24 protein-coding genes are annotated in these 23812 nt (G+C 54.8%); 1 reads left to right on the top strand and 23 read right to left on the bottom strand.

Annotated features, from left to right (window positions below):
• Positions 1-4 precede the first annotated feature (4 nt).
• The 16 genes from JJQ72_RS18430 to pth all read right to left on the bottom strand — a co-directional run bounded on the left by JJQ72_RS18430 (position 5) and on the right by pth (position 17577).
• A complete protein-coding gene (locus JJQ72_RS18430) occupies positions 5-913 on the bottom strand; it encodes a serine/threonine protein kinase (protein WP_208204545.1) in 909 nt (302 codons plus the stop codon).
• Positions 897-1637, bottom strand: a complete 741-nt coding sequence (locus tag JJQ72_RS18425; RefSeq protein WP_138227548.1) for a vWA domain-containing protein — start codon at positions 1635-1637, stop codon at positions 897-899. Before JJQ72_RS18425 ends, JJQ72_RS18430 begins: the two co-directional genes overlap by 17 nt.
• Before the next feature lie 145 nt (positions 1638-1782).
• Positions 1783-4293 carry a stage II sporulation protein E gene (spoIIE, locus tag JJQ72_RS18420; RefSeq protein WP_208204544.1) on the bottom strand — a complete coding sequence of 837 codons (2511 nt, stop codon included), beginning with the start codon at positions 4291-4293 and terminating at the stop codon, positions 1783-1785.
• A gap of 348 nt (positions 4294-4641) precedes the next feature.
• Positions 4642-5133, bottom strand: a complete 492-nt coding sequence (locus JJQ72_RS18415) for a S1 domain-containing RNA-binding protein (RefSeq protein ID WP_138223937.1) — start codon at positions 5131-5133, stop codon at positions 4642-4644.
• A 127-nt stretch (positions 5134-5260) separates the two neighbouring features.
• On the bottom strand, positions 5261-5629 hold the full coding sequence (locus JJQ72_RS18410; protein WP_208204543.1) for an FtsB family cell division protein: 369 nt from the start codon (positions 5627-5629) through the stop codon (positions 5261-5263).
• Positions 5630-5641: 12 nt separating this feature from the next.
• Positions 5642-6211: a spore cortex biosynthesis protein YabQ gene (gene yabQ, locus JJQ72_RS18405; protein WP_138223935.1), complete on the bottom strand. Its 570-nt coding sequence runs from the start codon at positions 6209-6211 to the stop codon at positions 5642-5644.
• The gene (gene yabP, locus JJQ72_RS18400) at positions 6208-6486 is read right to left on the bottom strand and encodes a sporulation protein YabP (RefSeq protein ID WP_138223934.1); all 279 of its coding nucleotides are present in this window, start codon (positions 6484-6486) and stop codon (positions 6208-6210) included. Before yabP ends, yabQ begins: the two co-directional genes overlap by 4 nt.
• Positions 6487-6636: 150 nt before the next feature.
• Positions 6637-6918: an RNA-binding S4 domain-containing protein gene (locus JJQ72_RS18395; RefSeq protein ID WP_138223933.1), complete on the bottom strand. Its 282-nt coding sequence runs from the start codon at positions 6916-6918 to the stop codon at positions 6637-6639.
• Positions 6918-7190, bottom strand: coding sequence for an HU family DNA-binding protein (locus JJQ72_RS18390; protein WP_138223932.1), 273 nt, complete (start codon positions 7188-7190; stop codon positions 6918-6920). The genes JJQ72_RS18395 and JJQ72_RS18390 overlap by 1 nt, the downstream gene beginning before the upstream one ends.
• A gap of 178 nt (positions 7191-7368) precedes the next feature.
• A complete protein-coding gene (yabN, locus tag JJQ72_RS18385) occupies positions 7369-8868 on the bottom strand; it encodes a bifunctional methyltransferase/pyrophosphohydrolase YabN (RefSeq protein WP_208204542.1) in 1500 nt (499 codons plus the stop codon).
• Between the two features lie 241 nt (positions 8869-9109).
• Positions 9110-10816: a putative polysaccharide biosynthesis protein gene (locus JJQ72_RS18380; protein ID WP_208204541.1), complete on the bottom strand. Its 1707-nt coding sequence runs from the start codon at positions 10814-10816 to the stop codon at positions 9110-9112.
• A gap of 222 nt (positions 10817-11038) precedes the next feature.
• Positions 11039-11581: a stage V sporulation protein T gene (gene spoVT, locus JJQ72_RS18375; protein ID WP_138223929.1), complete on the bottom strand. Its 543-nt coding sequence runs from the start codon at positions 11579-11581 to the stop codon at positions 11039-11041.
• Between the two features lie 280 nt (positions 11582-11861).
• Positions 11862-12971, bottom strand: coding sequence for a peptidylprolyl isomerase (locus JJQ72_RS18370; RefSeq protein WP_208204540.1), 1110 nt, complete (start codon positions 12969-12971; stop codon positions 11862-11864).
• Entirely contained in the window at positions 12955-16482 is a 3528-nt protein-coding gene (mfd, locus tag JJQ72_RS18365) for a transcription-repair coupling factor (protein ID WP_208204539.1), read from the bottom strand. The genes JJQ72_RS18370 and mfd overlap by 17 nt, the downstream gene beginning before the upstream one ends.
• A gap of 202 nt (positions 16483-16684) precedes the next feature.
• A complete protein-coding gene (locus JJQ72_RS18360; RefSeq protein WP_138223926.1) occupies positions 16685-16915 on the bottom strand; it encodes an anti-sigma-F factor Fin family protein in 231 nt (76 codons plus the stop codon).
• Between the two features lie 101 nt (positions 16916-17016).
• Positions 17017-17577 carry an aminoacyl-tRNA hydrolase gene (gene pth / locus JJQ72_RS18355; RefSeq protein WP_138223925.1) on the bottom strand — a complete coding sequence of 187 codons (561 nt, stop codon included), beginning with the start codon at positions 17575-17577 and terminating at the stop codon, positions 17017-17019.
• Between the two features lie 118 nt (positions 17578-17695).
• Between pth and JJQ72_RS18350 the strand changes: the two genes are divergently transcribed.
• The gene (locus tag JJQ72_RS18350; protein ID WP_243896215.1) at positions 17696-17896 is read left to right on the top strand and encodes a hypothetical protein; all 201 of its coding nucleotides are present in this window, start codon (positions 17696-17698) and stop codon (positions 17894-17896) included.
• Between the two features lie 149 nt (positions 17897-18045).
• Here the strand turns inward: JJQ72_RS18350 and JJQ72_RS18345 are convergent, their stop codons facing one another.
• The 7 genes from JJQ72_RS18345 to veg all read right to left on the bottom strand — a co-directional run bounded on the left by JJQ72_RS18345 (position 18046) and on the right by veg (position 23597).
• Positions 18046-18999: a ribose-phosphate diphosphokinase gene (locus JJQ72_RS18345; protein ID WP_138223924.1), complete on the bottom strand. Its 954-nt coding sequence runs from the start codon at positions 18997-18999 to the stop codon at positions 18046-18048.
• Between the two features lie 44 nt (positions 19000-19043).
• Positions 19044-20453 carry a bifunctional UDP-N-acetylglucosamine diphosphorylase/glucosamine-1-phosphate N-acetyltransferase GlmU gene (gene glmU / locus JJQ72_RS18340; protein ID WP_208204538.1) on the bottom strand — a complete coding sequence of 470 codons (1410 nt, stop codon included), beginning with the start codon at positions 20451-20453 and terminating at the stop codon, positions 19044-19046.
• A gap of 109 nt (positions 20454-20562) precedes the next feature.
• On the bottom strand, positions 20563-20850 hold the full coding sequence (gene spoVG / locus JJQ72_RS18335) for a septation regulator SpoVG (protein ID WP_036696395.1): 288 nt from the start codon (positions 20848-20850) through the stop codon (positions 20563-20565).
• 183 nt (positions 20851-21033) lie between these two features.
• A complete protein-coding gene (purR, locus tag JJQ72_RS18330) occupies positions 21034-21861 on the bottom strand; it encodes a pur operon repressor (RefSeq protein ID WP_138223922.1) in 828 nt (275 codons plus the stop codon).
• A gap of 95 nt (positions 21862-21956) precedes the next feature.
• Complete coding sequence (gene ispE, locus JJQ72_RS18325) at positions 21957-22811, bottom strand: 4-(cytidine 5'-diphospho)-2-C-methyl-D-erythritol kinase (RefSeq protein WP_138223921.1); 855 nt, start codon at positions 22809-22811, stop codon at positions 21957-21959.
• A gap of 169 nt (positions 22812-22980) precedes the next feature.
• Entirely contained in the window at positions 22981-23163 is a 183-nt protein-coding gene (locus JJQ72_RS18320) for a small, acid-soluble spore protein, alpha/beta type (RefSeq protein ID WP_138227546.1), read from the bottom strand.
• Positions 23164-23321: 158 nt separating this feature from the next.
• A complete protein-coding gene (gene veg, locus JJQ72_RS18315; protein WP_138223920.1) occupies positions 23322-23597 on the bottom strand; it encodes a biofilm formation stimulator Veg in 276 nt (91 codons plus the stop codon).
• Positions 23598-23812 lie beyond the last annotated feature (215 nt).

Raw genomic sequence — 23812 nt, 5'->3', positions numbered from 1 at the left:
TCTCCTATGTAGCCAAAAACAAATATAATGCCGCTCCCATAAGCAGCAGGGAGAGGACAAAGGAACGCCGGAGCCACCGGGGCGTCCTCTTGATAGTGGGAAGAGGGCGGGCATAAACGCCCCGCTTCCACGCGTTCATCGCTTCCCGTGAGTTTGCGAATCCGCCTCTTAATGCCCGGCTTAGCCAGGCCGCATATGGCTTGATATGGGGACATTTTCGCACCACAGCCTCCAGATCATGAACCCCCCGGACCTGAGGGAGCTGCGCTGACGCTTCGCGAAGGCCCTTCTCATCGAGAAGATGTATACACATCACGGCAAACGAGAACAAATCATAGGCTTCATCGCCGGTTCTTGAGCCGGCATTCCAGTAGCCCCGGTCATACCACTCCGTAAACTGCTTCACGCTCTTGCCTTCTGCGCTGACCCCGCCGAAGTCGATCAGCTCCACACTTCCGTAGGGAGATACCAGCACATTCTCCGGCTTTAAATCACCGAACACATAGCCCAGCCGGTGCAGGGAAGAGAGCCGCTCCAGCAGCTTCAAGCCAATCAAGCCCATCCACTCCCGGCCGCGCACGCGGATAAACTGCCGAAGCTGCACCCCCTCCACATATCGCATGACATAGAAGGCAGCCTCCAGACCCGCCTCCCTGGCGTCATCAGCCTCGATGAAATACGGCTTCGTGAACTGCCGATTTAGCGCCTTGAGAACGTTGATCTCTGACTGCAGCTCCAGTGTATCGTATCCCATCTTGAGGGCATACCGCTGCTCCTGCCCCCGGCGGCGCACCAGATACACGCTGCCGTTCGCGCCGGAGCCCAGCAGACGTTCTACCACATACTGACTATGATGCCACTTGCCTGTAATGACCGTGCCGGGGGCACAGCCTGTCTCAGACGACGTAGTCACCGAGCATCCCTTCCTCTTGGCCGGAAAGTTCCCGCCTCTCTTGATTATATTCCAGTGTACCATAACGGAATTCATCAATCACCCCTAGAAGCGCGGGTCCTGTCGGCGTGGCTCCCTTCATCTGCAGGCGGCCGAACAGGCTCCTGACACCTTCGAGATTCCCGGTCCAGTCTACATCCTTGACCACATTTTCTCCGCTCCCCCGGCCCGGAAAGTGGAACACGGACAGCCTGCTGCGGCCAGAGCGCGCCTTCAAGCTCAGCATCAGGTCCCGGATCGCCTCCTCCACGGCCGCAAGCTTCGGCTTCATGCTTGCACTGGCGTCAATGAGCAGCGCAACCTGCAAGGAGGAGGTTTCGCTGAGCTCATCGACGACCTGCACCACCTCTGCTCTTTTGTCCGGGGGGAGAGTGCTAAGATCTCCGCTTCCAAGAATATGGCGAATCTCTTGGTTCACCGCCTGCTGAATCGTCTGCACCACGGTCTTGCGGGTCATCATCTGCATCGTTCTTGCCAGCTGCGGAGTGCCCACCACCTGGTGAAGCCCGCCTCCGGCCTTGGCAATCTCGCGGATTTCCAGCTCTCCCAGCTCGCCAATCATGCCGTAATCAAGCACCCCGATGACGTTCACGGTGATGCCCTCCTGCAGCGCATGGGCTGCAGCCATAACCGGACTCTCTCCAACATTAGAGCATCCGTCCGTAATTAGCAGGATTTGTTTCATCATTGCAATCTCCTCCCGTTCTGTTGCCAACCGGCTTTGCTCTCTAGTATTTCCGCATTTCAGAGAGTTCAAACCCGATATCCTCGAACTTGAAAGACTGCAAGAGATCCCTGTTTACAAGATTAGATATTGTGAGGACATCGGCTCAGCTTACCGTGCGCGGCCTTTCCATTCTGGAGAAGCCAGGCACATGTACGTTCGCCCATTCCGGATGGAAATGATCTACCCGCCCGACGACGACCGTCATATCATCATGAATATGATTTTGCTGATAGCGAATGACCTTTTCCAGTAACATATCCGCAATTTCCTGAGGATCGCTGCTATCTACCTCCTGAATGATACGCTTCATCCAGATTTCCTTATTCACTGCATAGCCTGGGGCATCATAAATACCGTCCGTCATCATAATGAGCACATCCCCTGCCTGCAGCTGCAGCGACACAAAATCGACCTCTATATCCTGAATGATGCCAATCGGCAGATTGCTTGCTGTCACCGGGATGACCTCTTTCCCCCGCTTGATAAAGCTTGGCGTGCTGCCGATTTTCATAAACGTCGTTTGAGCGGAATATTGGTCAATTAGCGCCATATCCACGGTGGCGTAAATTTCCTCCGGCGAGCGGAGCATTAAGATCGAATTGACCGATTTGATAGCGAGACGCTCATCCATGCCGGACTGCAGCAGCTGTTCCAAAATATTCAGTGCCGAGCTGCTCTCCAGCCGGGCCCGCTCCCCATTCCCCATACCATCACTTAACGCGACTGCAAATGTTCCGTTCCCCAGCTCCACTGTGCTGAAGCTGTCACCTGACAGCAGATCTCCACCCTTCGCGGCGGCGGCGACGCCGGTTGTGATCTCAAAGGTTTTGGCGGATTTGAACCGGACCGTGGCCAGTCCGTCCTTGGGATGAGTCAATACCTCTCCCACAACGGCAATATGCTCTCCAATGATATCTGACAGCATCGGGGCAATGATTTTGCGGCATTCATCGTATCCCTTGGTATAGGCATGAATAATCTCGATTTCTACATGACCGGAGTCGAGACTGATAATATCGATGCCCTGCACGGACAAGCCCAGCTGCAGCAGCGCCTCGCGGATCTGCTCCTCCTGAATGTGCATCGTCTGGCTCTCTCTTTTAATTTCCCGGGCGAGGTCCTCCATCACCTGGGACACCCCCGACAGCTGCTCCGCAACCAGATGCCGGCTGTCGAATATCTGGCGCTTCCACTGCATATCATTTTGATATAGATGATACTGCTGCTTCAGCACCTCCAGCACTTCCTCCCGCTTGGTACAGAATTTACCCAGCTCTGGCGGCAGCTCCTCGGCTTTAAGATCCGGCTTGTTCTCAATCGACGTCATGATGTCGGACATATATTTATAGGTTTGATAAAATTTAGCGTCCCAGCAGTGGCTCTGCTTAAAGCAGGCTGCACAGGTGCCCTGCGCCGCGGCGTCCATAAAATGATTCAGCTCCTCCGCCTGCTTGCCGGGCGGATGCATGCTTTGCGTCGCCTGCCCAAAGCTTTGGGACAGCTGGCGGAACACCTGGGAGAACTGGGTGACACGCTCGGCGGTCAAGTCCCTGACGCGCTTCGCATATTCATGCTGCGACCGGGTGTGGTCCTGCGTGCCCGGCACGTATTTTCCGATCATCTGGAAGAAGCTCTTGGGGGTGATCAGGAAAAGGCCAATCGCAGCACAAGTCTCCCAGGTGGAGAGCAGCACCTGCTCCGGTTTATTGAAATAAATCGATAGGATCGTGGCGCCGAGCAGCATGCCGAGGGAAACGCCGGCTTTTTTGCCCTCGCGCAGCATGCCGGCCAGCATCCCGGCGAAGGCTAGCAGGCTCATCTGGGCAAAGGCAGATATGTCCGCGAGACTCAGAATGAGGCCTGTAACGACGCCGACGGAAGCGCCGAGCGGCGCTCCTCCCACCAGGGCGAACAGCAGGATCAAGTACCGGGAGAGCACATGCTCGGCTGACAAGCCGTGCACAGCCCAGCCTACCGCTCCTGTCATGACCGAGGCGAGCAGGATGATCAAACACAAGATTTCTTCGTTTTTTAGCATATAATTTTTCTTGCGGAAGGTCAGGACCGGGATCGCCTGGATAAACACCAGAGTCAGGACAAAGCTCAGCACCGCGTCCAGCGTAAGCATCATCATGCTGTACCAGGTCATGGACGGGCCGACCAGCGTCGCGAACAGGTTCACCACAAAGGTAGAAACGAACACCATCATCGGGGCGTAGGAGAGCTCTGCCCGCTCGTAGGATTCCAGCCCGCGCAGGATCAGGTAGAAGATGATCATCTCCGCCGGTATGATCAGCATATTAGGATAAGGGGCGAACAGGCTACCTGCCATCACGGCTGCGCCTACCGGCAGCAAATAATCCCGGCGAACAAATACGATGACGGCGAAGAAAGCCGCAGCAAACGGTGACAGCTCGTCCAGAATGGTGGCCCGGCCCAGCAGAAAGCCCATAAAGCTTAATAGAATCATCCACTTTTTTGCAGCCAGCATATCCAAAGGGCGCTTCAGTGCCGACAATGACCCCAGAGTAACGCCCAAACGGCTGTACAACGCCCCCGCGCCTCTTTTTACCGTCCCTGTCCCCGGAAACATAACCACATTTCTTTTATCCATTATCCTGGCACCCCATTCATCACGAATTTGTTTGTAGGTCCCATTATAAAAGCAAGGATTTAGAAAGTTTGTCAGAACACCGGGTATGTGTCCAAGAAATTTCCGACAAAAAAGCCGGGCGGTCTGTCAGTCAGACAACCTCCCCCCGGCTCTAGGGTCAGACCGCTTTGAGCGTTTCAAAAGAGGGCTTAGCGGGTAATGAATGCGCGGTTTTTTGCAGGACCCCTTGGGGAAGGCGGCATCAGATCCGGGAGGATCCCGTTGTAACCTGTCGGACGCTCGGACCAGCTGACAAAAAAACCGCAGAAGGAAATTTCCTTCTGCGGTTCTGATCTATATGGGATCGGACTACATACGTTTGGCACCGCGTCCGCCGCGTTTGCCCTCCGTATTCTTCTTAAGTGAAGAGATGCGTTCCTCACTGTCTTTCAGGAAGCGCGACATTTTATCCTCAAATGAAGGCTTGTTGACCGCAGGCTTAAACGGGCGTCCGCCGCGTTCACGGTTGAATCCTCCACCGCCGCCTCCAAATCGCTCTCCGCCGCCTCCGCCGCTGCGTTCCGGTCTAGGTCCGCGTGGTGGACGGCTTTCCGAAGAAGCCGGCTTATCGACAGTCTGCTTGATCGAGAGACCGATCTTGCCATCCTTGTCGACGTTGATCACCTTTACGGTTACGACATCACCGATCTTCAAATGATCGTTAACGTCCTTTACGTAATTATCGGCGATCTCCGAGATGTGAACGAGACCCGTGACACCTCCTGACAGATCCACAAATGCTCCAAAATGCGTAATACCTGTCACCTTGCCCTCTAACTTGGTGCCCACTTCAATTGCCATAGAATAAAATGATCCTCCCTTAGAAATATACAGTCACATTGTGAATCTCGCTACGGTGATTTGATTATACCCAATGACCGAAAAGAGGTCAACAGAGTGATGCCGCGGTTTCGCAGGCTTTACTACCTTATTCCTGCGGCTGGATGATCGGAACCTCATTCGGCGGATACAGCCCAAATTTCTTACGGGCCATCTGCCCAATGTACTCCGGATCCTGCAGACGCTCCACTTCCAGGTTAAGCTCCTTCAGTGCAGCCTTTACGGCCCTCTCTTCGCCTTGCTTCTCAGCAAGCGTGCTGCTGGTGCTCTGGATCTGGCCATACTGGCTGTACAGCGTGATCCCTGCCCAAACCACAAACGAAAGCATCACCACGGCGTATAACCTCTTTCGCCGCTTGGCCCCCGCATTCCTGGCTGTATCGGGGGAATCCTCTTTGCGCACTGCCTCTGCATTACGTTCTACGTCGGCTCTGCGTCCTGTACCCGCTCTGGCCATGGCCTATCCCTCCTAAAACCAGCGTTTCCAGACTGCCTTGAACTTGTCCGCTGCCTTCTTCCCCCATGCCGGCATAGAGAGCCGGGAAATGATCGGGGAGCAAATCCACCTCAGGATGGCCCTGAGCGGCGTCAGCAGCTTCCAAACCACTTGAAGCACAACCATCATCAACCGCCAAATCAGCTTCAGGCTTCCTTTCAGCAAGGAAAACAGCAGCTTTAATGGCTTCCATAGCAAGACGTCCAGTAAAGTCGTCAAAATGGACAGCAATGACATTGCTGCCTGAACTAACATTACCACAAAACGCCTGGTTGTAACACTCCCGATTAAAAAATAGATCCATACCCCTGCAAAAAGACCAACAAAAACATAGAATCGAAGCTGCCCGTGATTGGCGGCGTACAGCATACGGAATACGAACAGCGCTGCGCCGATCCAGTACAGCAAATCGATCACATGCACCGACCATTTCGGGAAACGAAGCTCTCCTGCCAGCACCCGGTAGCTGTCATAGGCCATTCCCATTGCTGCTCCGGAAACCATCATCCAGAGCAGCGTCATCCACTGCTCATGGGGGTTCATTTAAACAGCTTGCCCAGCAAGCTCTTCGGTTTGGCCTGATTCCCGGGATTGAGGTAGGCAAAGGAATGGATCAAGCCTTCAATGGAGAGGATGCCCTCCTCCAAACTCAGGTTCTTGATATGTAAATTCTGGCCGCGGATGCTTAAATGCCCCAGCTCGGTCTGCAGAAGAAATTCTTCACTGTCAAAGCTTTCTACATTTTTGACACCGGTCATGTCCAGCAGCTTGCGGCTGTGCAGCCGCATATCGTGCGGCTTGTTTTTTTGGTCAATCATGGCATGTACCCCTCCCTTATACCAACAGCATATGGGGACAGGGATGCAATTAGAACCGGAATGATAGCTCCCGCGAGCAGGTATCCTCCGGCGGATGATAAAAAGACATCCTCTCCGCCGGCGGAGAGGATGTCTTGGACGGCGATGCCGTTATTGCCAGTTTAAATCGTTGTCTTTCGCGATCGGCTCTTCCTTAACCAGAGTGTAGAGGCTTGCAGCCTCATCCTTGCGGGTGGTGTCCACCAGGCGCTCTACCCGGACGGTGACCAGCTTCTGTCCGAACTGGACCGTAATCTCGTCTCCGACCTTGACCGTGCCGCTCGGCTTCGATTCACGGCCGTTAATATATACCCGGCCCTGCTCCGAAACGTCCTTCGCCACGGTGCGGCGCTTGATGAGTCTGGATACCTTAAGGAATTTATCGAGACGCATTAGTTGACAGCTTCTTTAAGCTTGTTGCCTGCCTTGAATGCAGGAACGTTGGATTCTGGAATTTCGATGGTGTTGCCGGTTTGCGGGTTACGGCCTGTGCGGCCTGCACGCTTGCGTGTTTCGAAGGTACCGAAGCCGATCAGCTGTACCTTGTCACCGCTTGCCAATGCATCTGTAATTTCACCGAGGAAACCGTTCAGAACGTTCTCCACGTCTTTTTTAGACAAACCGCTTTTACTGGAAATGTTGTTGACGAGATCTGTTTTGTTCATGAGTTAAAATCCTCCCAATATTTCGAAAAATAGAATGTGTGTAATAGCAAGCACCGTGATTCCATCTGTTTACTCGGGCTTGCCTATCAAGTGTAATTCTGGATGGGGGAGCGAATTCCTGCCTTTGGGGGCGATTTTTTTGAAAATCTGCCTATTTATCGGCAAATTTCACGCTCCTTTATGCCTTGTCCCTGCCCCCGGATGTCTTCGCGGACTGCCACAGCTCTTCCATGACGTCTACAGGCGTCTTGCGAATATCCTCGCCCCGGGCCGACAGCTGCTCCTCGATATAGTGAAAGCGCTCGGTAAACTTGCGGTTGGTTCGGGATAGAGCCTCCTCGGGATCAGCCTGGATAAAGCGCGCAGCATTGCAGGCTGCAAAGAGCAGGTCTCCCAGCTCAAGAGCCTGCTCCTCCGGAGACAGTCCCTGCTCTACGGCTTCCCGTAGCTCCGCCAGCTCTTCTTCAATCTTCTGGAACACCCCGGAGATGTCATCCCAGTCGAAGCCCACCTTGGCCGCCTTCTTCTGCAGCTTGTAGGCCTTCATCAGCGCCGGCAGATCCCGGGGAACGCCGTCTAGCACCGATGTGGAGGACGCGGTCTGTCCTTTTCTCAGCTTCTCCTCCGCCTTCATCTGCTCCCAATTCTGCAAGGCGTCCTCGGCATCCTTCGCAGAGGTGTCGCCAAATACATGCGGATGCCGGAAGATCAGCTTGTCATTCAAGGAGCCAATGACATCTCTGACGGTGAAGGTACCGATCTCTTCCTCCATCTGCGAGTGAAGCATAATCTGCAGCAGCAGATCTCCGAGCTCCTCCTGCATATGATCGGGATCATCCTCATCAATCGTTTCCAGCACTTCGTACGTTTCCTCAATGAGGTTCTTGCGGATGGATTGATGCGTCTGCTCCCGGTCCCACGGACAGCCCTCAGGACTGCGGAGCACGGCTACAATCTCATGCAGACGGTCAAAGCTGCGCCGGCGCAGCTGCTCATCATCGCTGCGGGGCACATAGACGAGAGACAGATTGCCATAGCCCTCTACACGGTCCAGCTCATACAGCGGAATGTGCTGAATGGATTCCTGTCCCTCCACGCCCAGCGCATGCCCGACGATGACCTCATAGTCATCCGGGTACACCTCCATCAGCGCAAGCTTCACCTCGGAGGCGGTAAACATATCATACACCTGACCGATCAGGGTGTGCAGCTGGGGCTGAAGCCGTGAAGCCGACAGCCCGCCGGCATCCAGCAGCTGAAAGCCTTCAATCGGGTCAAACCCGAGACGTACGAACGCTTCGTCGAGAAAGCTTTCGCCTCCCAGCACCTTCAGGGCAATGTCCTGCTCCGGACAACGCTCCCGCAGCAGCCGTACGGTTGCCTCCGCCACCATGGGATGGCCGGGAACGGCATACACAATCTCTCCTTCGCCGGCAAGAGCCAGCTTGATCAATGACGCAGCAATATGCTCATACACCTCCGGGAAGGTATCATAGCTTTCATATACGGAGTCAAAGGACTTCATCTCTATGCCTGTCTCACGCAAATCATCAATTACCGGGTGCTTCAGGGTGCGCACATATACCCTGTCAGCCCCTTGAAGAGTCTTGAACATGCCTAAGGTCAGTCTGTCGGCATTCCCCGAACCCAGTCCGACCACTGTAATCGCTGCACTCATGGGGCTTCCTCCGTCTTCGTCCGCTGATGCTTCTACAGCGGTAGTATCGTAGTCTACTATACCACAGGCGCCGGTGCAACTCACGTCCGCCGCTGCGGTAGGCGGTAAGGCGTGCGCAGCGGCAACGTATAAGCAGGCGCGGGCGTGAAGCTGTCACAGACGTGCTGGCTGCTCGCTCGGATGGCGGAGCCGAGACGTGCACGCGGTGGCTTCCACAGCGCTCGGCGTGAGAGACAGCGCGTCAGCACAGCAGCCGCAGGCGCGTAAGCAGGGCGGCCAGCGGCCGGCCGATCTTCGGCAGCAGGTGAAGCTCCTCCTCTGAGAGGAGCTTCGTCCAGACGGCGCCGGCCACAAAGGCGCCGGCCCCTGCCGCCACGCCGGCCAGGCTTGCGGCGGCGGCGCTCATGCGGCCGGTGCCCAGCCCGGCCGCGGCTGCCAGGCCGCCCGCCGCGGTTGACGCGGCCCAGGCGGCCAGCACCAGGCCCGCGGTCACCAGCGCGGGCCGCAGGAGCAGGTGTGCGGCGGATAGCCTGACACCTGCATGACGCACCAGCAGCGCGGTATTGAGCGCTGCTGCGGTGCCATGCGCGGCGACACCGGCAATCGCCGCGCCGGTAATGCCGAGCTGGGGCACAAGCGCCAGGTTCAGCCCCAGCTTGAGCAGGGCCGCCGCCAGCAAATGCAAAGCTGGCGCCCGGACCAGGCCCGCGCCCTGCAGCAGCGCGGCCGTAATAATGCTCACCGTGCCAAACACCGCGGTGAGCGCAACCCAGCGCAGCACATCGCTGCCTTCGGCATCCTCGTACAGCATCACATTGACAGGCTCGGCCAGCACCGCAAGTCCTGCGGACGCAGCCAGGCCGAGCAGCCAGAACCAGCGCAGGGCGAGCTCGCTCTGCCGGGCCGCCAGCTCATGCTGTCCCCGGTAGCGCGCTTCCGCCAGCGCCGGGATGAACAGCACCGACAACGACGCTGCCAGCATCGTGACCAGCTGGACAAGCGGCAGCCCCCGGTTGTAAATGCCGAACCGGGCCAGCATGCCGTCCTCCGACAACCCGCTGCTCAGCAGGGACCGGGGTACGGTGAAGGAGTCCACCAGGCCGATCAGCGGGATCGCCAGGGCGCTGAGGCACACGGGCAGCGCATAAGCAGCCAGCACCTTCAGAATCCTCAGGGCGCTGGTCTCGCCCAGATGGACCTCCCCCGCGCTCCGCTGGCTTTGCTGAAACCCGGCTTGCCGCGACCACGCTGGCTCTGTGAAACCGGGAGTGCCGGAATCCTTCGCCGCAGCCCTTTTCTTTCCACGGCTCTTGCGCCAGTATAGCAGCATCACAAGCAGGCCTGCGACTCCGCCGGCGGCCGAGCCGAGCATCGCCCCGGCCGTAATTTGTGGTGCAGACGCCCCCTGCTGAAGCATATACAGCAGCAGCGTAATCATGACGATGACCCGAATGCTCTGCTCTGCAATCTGGGATACCGCTGTCGGCACCACATTGTGCAGCCCTTGAAAATAGCCGCGCAGCAGCGCCATCCACGGCACAAAAAGCAGCGCCAGTGCAGAGGCCTGCAGAGCCGGCACCACCTGCTCACTGCCGATCCAGCTTCCGAGCAGCGGGGCTGTTGTATACAGCAGCAGCCCCAGCACCAGCCCCAAGCTGATCAGGAACAGGCTTGATATCCTCAGCAGGCGCAGGCTGTCCTGAGGCCGACCCGCCGCCTCGGCCTCCGCCACGAACTTGGACAGCGCAAGCGGAAATCCCGCTGCTGCGAGGGTAATCATCATGGTATACAGTGGATTCACCGTATTATAAATGCCGAACACGGCGTCTCCGCCTATATTCTGCAGCGGTATCTTTTGAAGCGTCCCGATCAGCTTCGAGCCGATCGCCGCCGCGCTCAGGATAAAGGCCCCCTTCAGAAGCCTTGCCCCCGCTTCCCCTGTTTTCATAAGCTGACCACCATTCCTTGCAGATCTCTCACTGAATTGTCATGTACAGCCCATTATACGCTCAAAGGACGGCTTGACTCAAAAGACATGCAATTTCCGGCACCGCCAATGCAGAACCCGATCATCAAAAAGCTCCCGCCGCATCCCGCTCTCCAAGGGAGAGCTTCGTTGCGAGCAGGAGCTGAGGTTGTGCAGTCATGCAGGGGGCTTTACACCGCCGGTTTACTGTTCCATTTGCTTGCCAAGGAAAGCAGCGGCGGTTTCCGCCATTTTCACTTCCATTTGGCCCATCTTGACAGACTCGTCCTTGTTCAGCATCAGCACACAGCCAATCGGGTCACCGCCGGCGACAATGGGAGCCGCAACAAAGGTGGAGAACTCCTCCGGATGATCCTTGCTGATTTCGTACGTGCCTTTGTTTTCTTCCAGGATGGTCTTGCGATTCTCCATCCCGGTCTCCAGCAGATTGCCCACCGGCTTGTCCATGTACTCCTTCTTGGAGCCTCCAGCTACAGCGACGAAGGAATCCCGGTCAGCAATAATGGTAATATGGCCGGTGCTTTCATACAGGGACTCTGCGTATTCCTTGGCGAAATCTCCAAGCTCTCCGATCGGCGAGTATTTCTTCAGGATGACTTCTCCATCCCGGTCTACAAAAATTTCGAGCGGATCTCCTTCTCGGATCCGTAGAGTACGACGAATTTCCTTGGGGATGACCACACGACCGAGGTCATCGATACGGCGAACGATTCCAGTAGCTTTCATTTCACATGCTGCCCCGCTTTCTTAAGAAGATTTTTCAACTACTGATCGGTATGGGAAGAGGATGTCCCCAGCCAGGTATGTTAAGTGAATGTCTGAGCTTAGTATTCATCCTTTCCTATAACCTTATACATCTTTGCCCTGAATTGGTTGCGTTAGAGGGTAAAAAAATCCATAACGCCATGGCGGCGTTATGGATTTACTGCGTCCAGAAGCCAAAAGACTGCCCCGGCCTGCGTTCTCCGGGACGAGTGCTCCCGGCAGCGCCGGCGCCTTTAGCAGCTTACTTGCCGGTATCCTCTCCTGCAGGCTCCTTCGCTTCAGGCTCCTTGCTCTCCGCACCGGGATCGCTCGTGCCAGGATCGGCCTGTGGCGCTTGCTCCGCTCCGTTCTCCTGCTCCGTAGACGGCTCAGCCGGCGTCTCACTCTTTGGCAGCTCAATGCTCTCAATGATGCTGTCCAGCTCTGTATTCATGAACTCGTCCACCTTACTGGAAGCCAGGTCACTGCGAATCTGGTCCTTGCGCTCATCGCTGAGCTTGTCAAAGGTCATTTCCTCGCGGCTTTCGACCTTCATCACATGGTAGCCGTATTCGGTTTCCACCGGCTCGCTGACTTCATTCAGGGGCAGGCTGAGTGCCTTCTCCTTGAACTCGGGCACCCAATCCTTCACTTCATAGTTCTCATACAGACCGCCGTTAGACTGGGAGCCCGGATCCTCTGAATACTCCTTCGCAACCTCCGCGAAATCAGCCCCGCCATCCAGCTTGGCCTTCACTTCATTTGCCAGCTTCAACGCATCTTCCTTCGTGCGCTCCTTGCCTTCACTATCGGTCAAGCGGATGAGCACATGGCGCAGCGTGACCACGGTGAAATCCTCCTGCTTCTCGTCAAAGGTGTTCTTGATCTCTTCATCAGTCACCTTGTTCTTCTGGTCTTCCATAACTGTCATGACGCGCAGCATGTAGCTTCTCAGGTCATCCTCGGTCAAGCCCTGAGCTGTGAGCGCCGCTTCCAGCGCCTCGGCTCCCATGGCCTCCTTGTTCTTATCGACCAGCTCGTCCGCCTGCTTCTTCGCGGCTTCCCTGGATTCCTCGCTGGCATCCACCGCCAGATACTCATAGGCTGCGCCCTGCTTCGCGAGATATTCTTTGAATTCGTCCATCTGCGCGAACTGTGCAAATTGCGGTGACATGAACTGCATCACCTTCTGCTCCAGCTCAAATTCTTTCTCTGTGATCTCCCCGCCCTTATACTTCACAACAATCTTGCTGTTGTCCTCCGGCGCAGGTGCTGCCGCGTTCTCGTTCCCGCAGGCAGCCAGTGATATAGACAACATGGCGCTCATCGTCACCATGAACAGCTTTCCCGACTTCTTATTTCTTGACGGCATTCTGTAAATCTCCCTTCCCGTTAAATGACTCCTTCGCAGCCTCAAGAAACTGTTCCAGCAGCTTCAACAGCTCCGGATCTTGAAGTCCTTTGCACTTCAGGCGTATCGACATGCCTGAGCCCTGCTCAAATTGTACACGCTTTTCGAAGGAACTTCCAATCTGTGAAAGGCTGTTCCTGTTCACTATTTTATCCTGTCCTTCGTAAAACTGCAAAACAAGGTCGTCCCCGCGCTGCGTAATGGAGTCGATTCCGTAGCTCCGTCCGTATATCTTCAGCCTCGACACGGCAAGCAGGTTCTGAACGGCCTCCGGCAGCTCACCGAAGCGGTCCAGCAGCTCATCCTCCAGCTCTGCAGCCTCCTCAAAGGATGCCACCGCCGCCACTTTTTTATAGATCTCAATCTTCTGAATGCTGTCATAAATATAGTCAGAAGGAAGATAGGCATCGATTCCAAGATCCAAGGAGGTGTTCCAATCCCGGGACGGCTCCTGCGGCTCGCCCAGCATAGTGACCTTCCGCTTCTGGATTTCCTCCGCCAGCATTTGGGAATACAGATCAAACCCGACGGAGGCGATGAAGCCGTGCTGCTCCGCCCCGAGCAGATTGCCCGCTCCCCGGATAGACAAATCCCGCATGGCAATCTTGAAGCCCGAGCCGAGCTCCGTAAATTCCTTGATGGACTGCAGCCGCTTCTCGGCAACCTCGGTTAACACCTTATCCCGCTGATACGTAAAATACGCATATGCGATCCGGTTGGAACGGCCTACCCGCCCTCTCAGCTGATAGAGCTGGGACAAGCCCATCTTATCCGCATCGTGCACGATCAGGGTGTTCACATTCGGGATATCTACGCCGGTCTCGATAATGCTCGTACTGACCAGCACGTCATACTCCCCATCCAGAAAATCCAGAATCGTCTTCTCAAGCTCTGTTTCACTCATCTGTCCGTGGCCCACGCCCACCTTGGCCTCAGGCACCAATTCTGAGATCTGGGCAGCCATTTCCTGAATTCCCTGCACCCGGTTATACAGATAGTAGACCTGTCCGCCTCGGGCCAGCTCCCGCTCAATCGCTTCGCGGACAAGCGTCTGGCTATGCTCCAGCACATAGGTCTGCACCGGAAACCGGTTTTCTGGCGGGGTTTCAATGACCGACAGATCACGAACGCCCAGCATGGACATATGCAGGGTCCGCGGAATCGGAGTGGCGGTGAGGGTCAGCACGTCCACGTTCGTCTTCAGCCGCTTCAGCTTCTCCTTATGAGTAACGCCAAACCGCTGCTCCTCATCGACAATCAAGAGGCCTAGATCCTTGAATACCAGGTCCTGCGACAGCAGGCGATGCGTTCCGATCAGAATATCAACCGTCCCCTGCTTGACCTTCTTAATCGTTTCATTCTGCTCCTTGCGGCTGCGGAAGCGGCTCAGCACCTCAATGTTCATCGGATAGGTTGAGAAGCGCTCCCGGAACGTTTCGTAGTGCTGCTGGGCCAGGATCGTCGTTGGCACCAGCACAGCCACCTGCTTCCCTTCAATCGCCGCTTTAAAGGCTGCACGGACAGCAACCTCGGTCTTGCCATAGCCGACGTCTCCGCACAGCAGGCGGTCCATCGGACGGTTCTGCTCCATGTCCTTCTTAATTTCTGTAATCGCCCGCAGCTGGTCCGGCGTTTCGTCATATGGAAAAATATCCTCGAACTCCTGCTGCTCAGCCGTGTCCTTCTCAAAGCCGTAGCCCGGTGCGGACTGCCGCTCGGCATACAGCTTGATCAGATCATCCGCAATATCCTGGACGGAAGAGCGAACCTTGTTCTTCACTCGCGTCCATTCGTTGCCGCCCAGCTTGTAAATTTTCGGCTCCTTGTCCTCCGAGCCTACGTATTTCTGGATCAGATCAATCTGCTCAATCGGTACCGATAGCTTGTCACTGCCCGCATATAAAATATGCATATAGTCTTTATGAATGCCATTGATCTCCAGCGTACCAATGCCCAGATATTTGCCGATCCCGTGGTTTTGGTGCACAACATAATCGCCGACCTTCAGCTCGGTATAGCTCTTGATCCGCTCGGCATTATCCATATTACGGCTTGTTTTTCTCGTCTTCCGCTGCTTCTGCGAGAACATCTCTGCCTCGGTAATGACTGCTGCATGCACGGAAGGGAGCTCGAAGCCGTTCTGCAGGCTGCCTTCAAGCAGCATCGGCTCCTCAATGCTATAGTCGTGCAGCACCCGCTTCATCCGGTCCATACGCTCGGCATCGCCGCCGAGCATCATCACCTTGATCCCGGATTTCTTCCACCTTTCCATCTCGGCTTTCAGCACGTTCATTTGGCCATGGAAATCCTGCATGCCGCGGGTAATGAAATTGACGATATTTTTCGGCTGCATCCGCGGCACCTGACGCAAAAAGACCGAGATCAGCAGGCTTTGGTAGCGCTGCTGGTAAATGACCTCTTCATGCTCCAGCGAGAGCGGCAGGCTTGGCAGCGACTTCCCGTGCTGAATCAGGTGCAGGTTCCACTCCGCTTCATCGCGCTCCAGCTGACGGGCGGTTTCCAGCAGGCGTCCTGGCTCATCCAGCACCAGAATCGTATCCTCGGCCATGTAGTCATACAGATGAGCGTGCTCCGGATATAGTAGCGAAATGTATTTATACATTTCCGGGAAATAAATACGCTCCCGCAGCATTTCCGCCTCCCGGCCGATCTCTTCCTTGAGGCGCTGCTTCGCCTGCCGGTCTGTCATGCGCTCCAGCTGGGTATCCAGCAGACTCAGCACGGTATCCGCTGCGCGATTCAGCGACTGCTGACTCGCGATAATTTCTTTGCAGGGCGTAATCAGCACCTCGCGGACCTTGTCAATCGAGCGCTGATCACCGGGGTCAAAGGTGCGGATGGAGTCGATGTCCTCATCGAAGAGCTCCACCCGGTATGCATGACGGGCTGTCATGGGATAAAAGTCGATAATGCCGCCGCGGACGCTCATCTCTCCCCGGGATTCTACCCGCTCCACGCGCTCATAGCCCATCTCGATCATCTGGTTGAGGAAGGCATCGAGCGCAAGCAGACCTCCTTCCTGCAAAAGGATACGCGCATCCTTCATCGCCTCCGGAGCGGGAAGCAGCCGCCGCACCCCTGAAATCGGAGCCACGACAAGGCCCCGGAAGCCGCGAGCACAGCGATGCAGCACTTCAATTCGCTGGGCAAGGGCCTCCGGGCTGGATACGGCCGATTCGGCCGCCACAAGCTCATTCGCCGGGTACAGCAATACATCCTCCGGAGATAGAATCTCCTGAAGGTCATCGTAAATTTTCTGGGCCGAGAACATGTTGTGGGTCACAACCAGCACAGGACGCTGCTGATTCTGCATCACCCCTGCGATCATGACCTGCCTGGAGGAGCCGGTAAGCCCGGATATGAGCTGATCTCTCATCCCGGAAGCCAGTCCCGCTGTAATGGATTGAAAATCCTTATCCTCGGAAAAAACATCAATAAGTGCTTGTAGCAAAAGGGGCACCTCTCTTTATGCAAGCGAAATATAAAAAGCTCATCAGTAATTGAAAAGAAGCCTTCAGCATGTCTGCCAAGGCTCTTGTAGTCAGTGGTTCTGTCTGTCCTAGGAATCCGTCATGAAGAGATGTACAGGCTGCGTCATTTAGGACAGCGGCTGCATATAGGCCCCGTGCAGGCTGCATCATTGACTGCCCACTCTATTGAAGCGGGCTCGCCAGCAGGCTGAGCTCCGGATGCATCTCCAGCGCTTCCCGGCAATGATCGCAGGTCACGTTGACAATCATCTCTCCGTTAAAATCATACGCTATTATATCCCTGCGTTCCTCGGGGGTCAAGGCATCCAGCCCGAGCCTCGATTCGGAAATGCCGCGGGAATCAATCACGCCTTGATGGGTCCGGCAGTGTCTGCAAACATAATTTATCGCCATTGTATGCCTCCTGGGAATGGTTTATGTTCCTCAGTATGTCCCTATTCAGAGACTTTAAGACAAGCTTCCGTTGGCAATGAGAGAGAGATTCTCGAGTACTTCTAGCCGTTGAACCGCTGCATAGTCTGCTCGAAGGTATGGCTCAGGCTGTGCTCCAGAGCGTCGCAGGTGCTGTGGATCATTTGCTGCAGCGGCTCCTGCTCCTGCTTGGGAAAGGTCCCCAGCACATAGTCGACAACAGCCCGTCCCGGAGTCGGCCGGGAAATGCCCATGCGCACCCGGTTGAAGCTCTGCGTGCCTGTATGCTGAATGATCGACTTGATGCCGTTATGTCCACCGGCACTGCCCTGGTAGCGCAGACGAATTCTGCCGACGGCCGTATCCAGATCATCATAAACGACGATCATATCGTCCAGATGAACTTTATAATAATCCATATAAGCCCTGACGGCCTCGCCGGATAAGTTCATATACGTCATCGGCTTCATCAATACAGCCTTCTGACCGTTGATGATCCCTTCTGCGATCACGGATTTGCATTTGCTCTGATTAAAGGTGAAGCCATGCCGGGAGGCCAGCTCGTCCAGAGCCATAAACCCGACATTATGGCGGGTCTTCTCATAGGCGGGGCCCGGGTTGCCCAGGCCGACAATCCATTTCATGAGTAAACGTCCTTTCTGCAATTATGCTTTCCTCTTTCCCCTATTCTAAAGTACAATAGATGGACAAAGGACATGTGATAGTCATGTCATCATCCCGACATAAGAAGGTGGAGCGCTATTGGATCATACGAGGAAGATGTTGACGCACCACAGCCACTTCCAGTACCACATGAAGCATGGAATCCCCGTTCAGGTCTATGACCAGGGAGTTCATATTACACTGGGCTGCATCACAGCCGTGGAGCCGCAGTTTGTCGAGATTGAGGGCGCCGTATACAATCGGAACTGCTTCACGTTCGTATCCCGTCCCGGATATTGACGTTTCGCTGCCCTTCCCGCCCCTTATTGAAAGCGGTTACCCGCTATGGATAGGTTGTCATATGCAGTATCAGTCCATCGGCGTATAGCCGCTAAGGGTTACCGCTCCTTAGGAAGGTGCGGTAACCCTTAGCGCTGGCCTGATGCCGGTTATTCGATCTCGAACAGCTTGCTGATGGACAGCTCTTCATGGACACGGATAATAGCCTCGCCCATTAGCGGAGCTACGGACAATACTGTCAGCTTGCTGCTTGGGTTTGGATGGGTAATCGGAATCGTATCCGTCACAATGACTTCCTTCAGCGGCGAATTCTCCAGCCGCTCCATCGCCGGGCCGGAGAGCACCGGATGTGTACAGCAGGCGTATACTTCCTTCACGCCGCCCTCCATCAAGGCATTGGCTCCCAGCACAATGGTGCCGGCTGTATCAATAATATCATCGATCAGAATAGCGGTCTTGCCTTCAATATTACCGATAATGTTCATCACTTCGCTGACATTCGGCTCCGGACGGCGCTTGTCGATAATCGCCAGCGGGGCATTCAGGAAATCAGCGAGCTTGCGGGCGCGGACGACACCGCCATGGTCTGGAGATACGACCACCGGGTTCTCGATTTGCTTGGACCGGAAATACTGGGCAATGATTGGCACCCCCAGCAAATGGTCTACCGGAATATCGAAGAAGCCCTGGATCTGCATCGCATGCAAATCCATACAGATGACGCGGTGAGCACCAGCAGTTTCGATCAGGTTCGCTACGAGCTTTGCTGTGATTGGATCACGCGAGCGTGCCTTGCGGTCCTGCCGGGCATAGCCGTAGTAAGGAATAACAACGTTAATGCTCTTGGCCGATGCGCGCTTCAATGCATCCACCATAACGAGCAGCTCCATCAGGTTATCGTTGACCGGTCCGCAGGTAGACTGCACGATGTATACATGACAGCCGCGGACGCTCTCGGAGAGCTTGACTTGAATTTCGCCGTCGCTGAAGCTGGTGGTCAGCGAATCGCCCATCGGAATGCCGATGTAGTCTGCGATTTGATGGGCCAGCTTGGGATTGGAGTTACAGGTGAAAATTTTTAATTTGGAATCAAGATAAGTCATAAAATAAAAACCCTCCGTGCTGGTTCAATTGTGTAGCTGCCTGATCACTCCGGCTTGGACGAGGAATTGCTGCTCTTCTTGGCCTTGGCGCGGGAGCGGATTTTCTCGGCGTATCCCGGCTTGTTCTCCTGGCGCACTCTGGCAATCGCCAGATCATTCTCCGCTACGGAATGCGTGATCGTGGAGCCGGCTACAACGAATGCGCCCTTGCCCACTTTTACCGGGGCTACAAGATTAACATTGCTGCCGATAAAGGCATCATCTTCAATTTCAGTAACAGATTTATTATAACCATCGTAGTTCACGGTTATCGCGCCGCAGCCGACATTTACGTTCTTGCCTACCGAGGCATCGCCGATGTAGCTGAGGTGAGAGACCTTGGAGCCATCATCAATGACGGCATTCTTCACTTCCACGAAGTCACCGATCTTGACGTTCTGGCCCAGCTTGGTGCCCGGACGAAGATACGCATAAGGCCCGACAGACGTTTCTGCCCCCACCTCTGCTTCGCACAGTACCGAATATTTCACGGTTACGCCGTCAGCGAGAGAAGAATCTTCAATCTCACTGTTCGGACCCAGCGTACACTGACTTCCGACTGTCGTGCTTCCCTTCAGAAACGTTCCCGGATAAATCACGGTATCGCTGCCGATCTTAACATCTGCCCCGATGTACGTAGAGGACGGATCGATCAGCGTGACTCCGTTCAGCATATGACGTCTTGCAATGCGCTCCCGCATCAGAGCTTCGGCTTGCGAAAGAGCGAGCCGGTCGTTCACGCCGATGGACTCTGCCTCATCCTCTGTCTGGTAGCCCAGCACCTTGTCGCCAGATTGCTTCAGGATGCTGATACAGTCGGTCAAATAATATTCCTGCTGAGCATTCTGGTTCGTGACCTTCTCCAGCGCGGCGAACAGCTTGGCATTATCGAAGCAATAGGTACCGGTGTTAATCTCGCACACCGCATCCTCTTCCGGACTGCAATCCTTCTGCTCTACAATGCGCAGCACATCGCCCTTCTCGCTGCGGATAATCCGTCCGTAGCCCTTCGGGTTGTCCATATGGGCTGTCAGAATGGTGACTGCCGCCTGATTGCTCTCATGCAGCTCCAGCAGTCCCTCAAGCGTCTCTGGTGTCACGAGCGGGGTATCACCGCAAATAACAATCGTAGAGCCTTCCTCCTGACCGATCAGCTCCTTGGCCTGCTTCACAGCATGACCAGTTCCAAGCTGCTGCTCCTGCAGCACATATTCCGCCGCATCACCCAGATAAGAGCGTACAGCTTCCGCGCCATGCCCGACCACGACGACGGTACGTTCCGATTTCACTTGTTCAACCGTTTGCAGCACATGACCCACCATCGGTTTCCCGCAGACGGGGTGCAGCACTTTATATAATTTGGATTTCATTCGTTTGCCCTGGCCAGCGGCGAGGACTACAGCTAATCTTTTCAAGGGCCCTGCCTCCTCCTCTTGAACTCACTACTGAATATATATCATTCTAGAAAAAAAGAAAAGAGAGCCACGGGTATGGCTCTCTTTTCTTCGAACCCCAATAGTAATCCTAAGCGCCTTCTTCAATGACTTCTTCCTCTTCCGTCGCAGCACGCTCGTATTCAGCCAGTACAGCAGACTGAATCTTCTCGCGGGTGCCGGAGGAAATCGGATGAGCAATATCGCGGAACTCCCCATCAGGAGTACGCTTGCTCGGCATAGCAACAAACATTCCGTTATTGCCGTCAATCACGCGAATGTCGTGAACGACAAACTCGTTATCGATGGTAATGGATGCGATTGCTTTCATTCTCCCCTCAGAGTTCACGCGGCGGAGTCTGACATCCGTAATTTGCATTGTGTGTTCACCACCTTTTTCCATCAGAGACTTGGTGTATAATTCCACACAGCAATTCCGAAATCCTTCTTTTTTTCTAACAAAATGTCCTAAAATCAGGAATTTTTTTCGAAATCAGATATTTTCGACAGACTTCGTCGGATTTCGTTTGAAAACGCTACAATATCGACAAATACAGCGCCCTTATTGTTGAAAGTAATTTCCGGGCCGAACCGTAATCATCTTGCTCCGCGCATCTACATCGTTCAGGCATGCAAGCGAAATATAATCCTGCAGCAGCCGCTCCTGCGATTCGATCGCACCGGACTCCACCAGCACACCTACGCCTGCAACCTCGGCATTAAATTCAGCCAGCAGATCCACCATGCCCTGAATCGTTCCGCCTGCCTTCATAAAATCATCCACGATCAAGACCCGGGACTGCTCCCGCAGCGCTCTCCGTGAGAGAGACATCGTATGAATGCTCTTATGGGAGCCGGATACATAGTTAATGCTAACCGCCGAGCCCTCGGTTACCTGATGGTCTCTTCGCACCAGGACCACCGGCAGGTTCAGCTGCGCTGCCGTCGCATAAGCGAGCGGAATGCCCTTAGTCTCCACCGTCATCACCACATCGATATCCCGATGCGCAAAGGCCGTAGCGATAATCTTGCCTGCCTCGTTCATTAGAGAGGGCTGTCCAAGAAGGTCGGACATATACAAATAGCCTCCCGGCAGGATCCGGTCAGACTGCTGCAGCTTGCCGCACAGCTCCTGAACAAAGTCCAGCGCACGCTCCTGGCTCAGCTTCGGAATATACCGCACACCGCCGGCAGCACCCGCCAGCGTCTGCAATTCACCGAGGCCCTCCTCCTCGAACACTTCCTTGATGATGGCCAGGTCCTCACTGATGGAGGACTTGGCTGCACCATACCGATCCGCAAAGGTCGTTAAGGGAATTAATGTATGGGGTTTAGCCAATAAGAACTGGGTCATATCGACCAGTCGTTCGCTGCGCTTTAATTTTTTCACGTCGTATCCTCACTAAATCCGAATATTATATAGTTAATATAACATTCTCGTACGTCTTTCCACAAGAACTTGTGGAATCGGCGCCCTTTTCTTGCTTATGTAAGCAGCCTAACCGCGTACACTTCCTTGCAGAAGCCGCGCAATCCGTTGTAGATCCGGGCCACCTTCGACTCCTTGGACACGAGCCCGAACACCGTCGGTCCGCTGCCGGACATGAGGGCGCCATCGGCTCCCAGCCTCAGCATCGCCTCCTTGAGCTGCTGCACCTCCGGGTGCAGCTTCGGTGTGACCTCTTCCAGCACGTTGCCAAGCTGCTCGCACATCTCTGTGAAGCTTCCCTTGGCCAGCGCTGCAGTCATCTCCTTCGCGGAAGGGTGGAACTTTATCTGATCTGCCTTCAGCTTGCCGTACACCTCCGCCGTAGACACATTGATTGGCGGCTTGGCCACAATGGCCCAGCCCTGCGGCGGCGGGCTGACCGGGGTCAGAATCTCTCCCCGTCCCGTTGCCAGTGCTGTTCCCCCTGTCACACAGAAAGGAACATCTGAGCCCAGCTCTGCCCCGAAGGCGAGCATGTCCTCAAGCGGCATATTCAGTCCCCACAGCCGGTTCAGGCCGCGCAGCGCAGCCGCTGCGTCACTGCTTCCGCCTGCCAGCCCGGCAGCGACCGGAATGTTCTTGTCCAGGTGAATATGCACACCCTTGCGGACCCCGTAACGCTCCTTCACGAGCCTGGCCGCCTGAAAGGCCAGGTTCTTCTCATCCAGCGGAATGTAGCCCGCCTGGCTTGTAATCATAATCGTATCCCTTGGCTGCTCCTCCAGCTCCAGACGGTCTGCCAGATCGATCATGGTCATCACCATCTCCACCTCATGGAACCCGTCAGGCCTTTTGTGAAGCACATCTAGCATTAAATTAATTTTGGCCGGAGCCTTCTCGTATATTTTCAACACCGTTCACCTGTCCTTAGCATCTCCCATAAGCTCATACCTGACCCACAGGGGAAAAACATCTAATGCCTCTATATTAGCAAACCAGAACGTACAAGTCATTTATATGCGTCAAAAATGAAAAAGGCCTTCCCGAAGGAAGGCCGACGTTATAAGTGCCTTTGCTGCATTACTGCTGTGGTCCGCGGGCTGCGCGCTCGGCGAGCTCAATCGCTTTTTTGACCATATTGCCGGCGTCGCTGGCCTTGATCCCGCCCCAGCCCTCTTTTTGCACCGTGTCATAAAAACCGAGCTCCTTCGCCAGCTCATACTTCAGCTCTTCCGACATCATGCTTCTTCTTCTCCGGCTCATTGTTGAATCCGCCTCCTTGAACGTGATGTGGGGGTGACCGTCCTTAGTATGCTCCCGTTCTTCCTCCTCATGCCTTCCCATTCATGGAACGAACAGCAGCAAAGCAACCGCTGCGCAAATAAAAACAGCCCCCTTCGGGAGCTGCCTGCACACAAAAGCTATGACTTGATATAGGTGATCTGCATCTGGCCTTCTTCATCCAGAACGACGATTTCAACCGTCTCTGTCAGTATATCAGCATAACTGTAAGACACACGTTTAAAGGTTTGCTGGTCCTGATCCAGCTTTACAATGAATACAGAAGGGTAGGTTTCTTCCAAAACACCAGTGCGCTCAACGGTCTTGCGGCGACCTCCGTTAGCCCGCAGCGCAATTTTTTGCCCCAAGTGGGCATCCAGACTGCGTTTGATATCCAACAGCGAATTTTTAGCCATTGTCAACGACCACCTCTTTCCTTGTCCATTATACCTGTCAACCAGAAGACTGTCAAATCAAAACCATTAATTATATCAGCAACAAAAAATCATTGTCAATAACTTTTTTTTGGGGCGGAAAAGTCTCATGCGTTGAGTCCTTATTATGCGCAACACAAACCAGCTGTATGCATTCGGATGACCGAATACATACAGCTGGTTTGCAGACATGATAC

This window comes from Paenibacillus sp. F411, from assembly GCF_017582705.1.
In the GTDB taxonomy this organism is placed as follows: domain Bacteria; phylum Bacillota; class Bacilli; order Paenibacillales; family Paenibacillaceae; genus Paenibacillus_AQ; species Paenibacillus_AQ algicola.
Note: the sequence above shows the minus strand (reverse complement) of the source record. Positions and strands in the feature narration are given on the sequence as shown.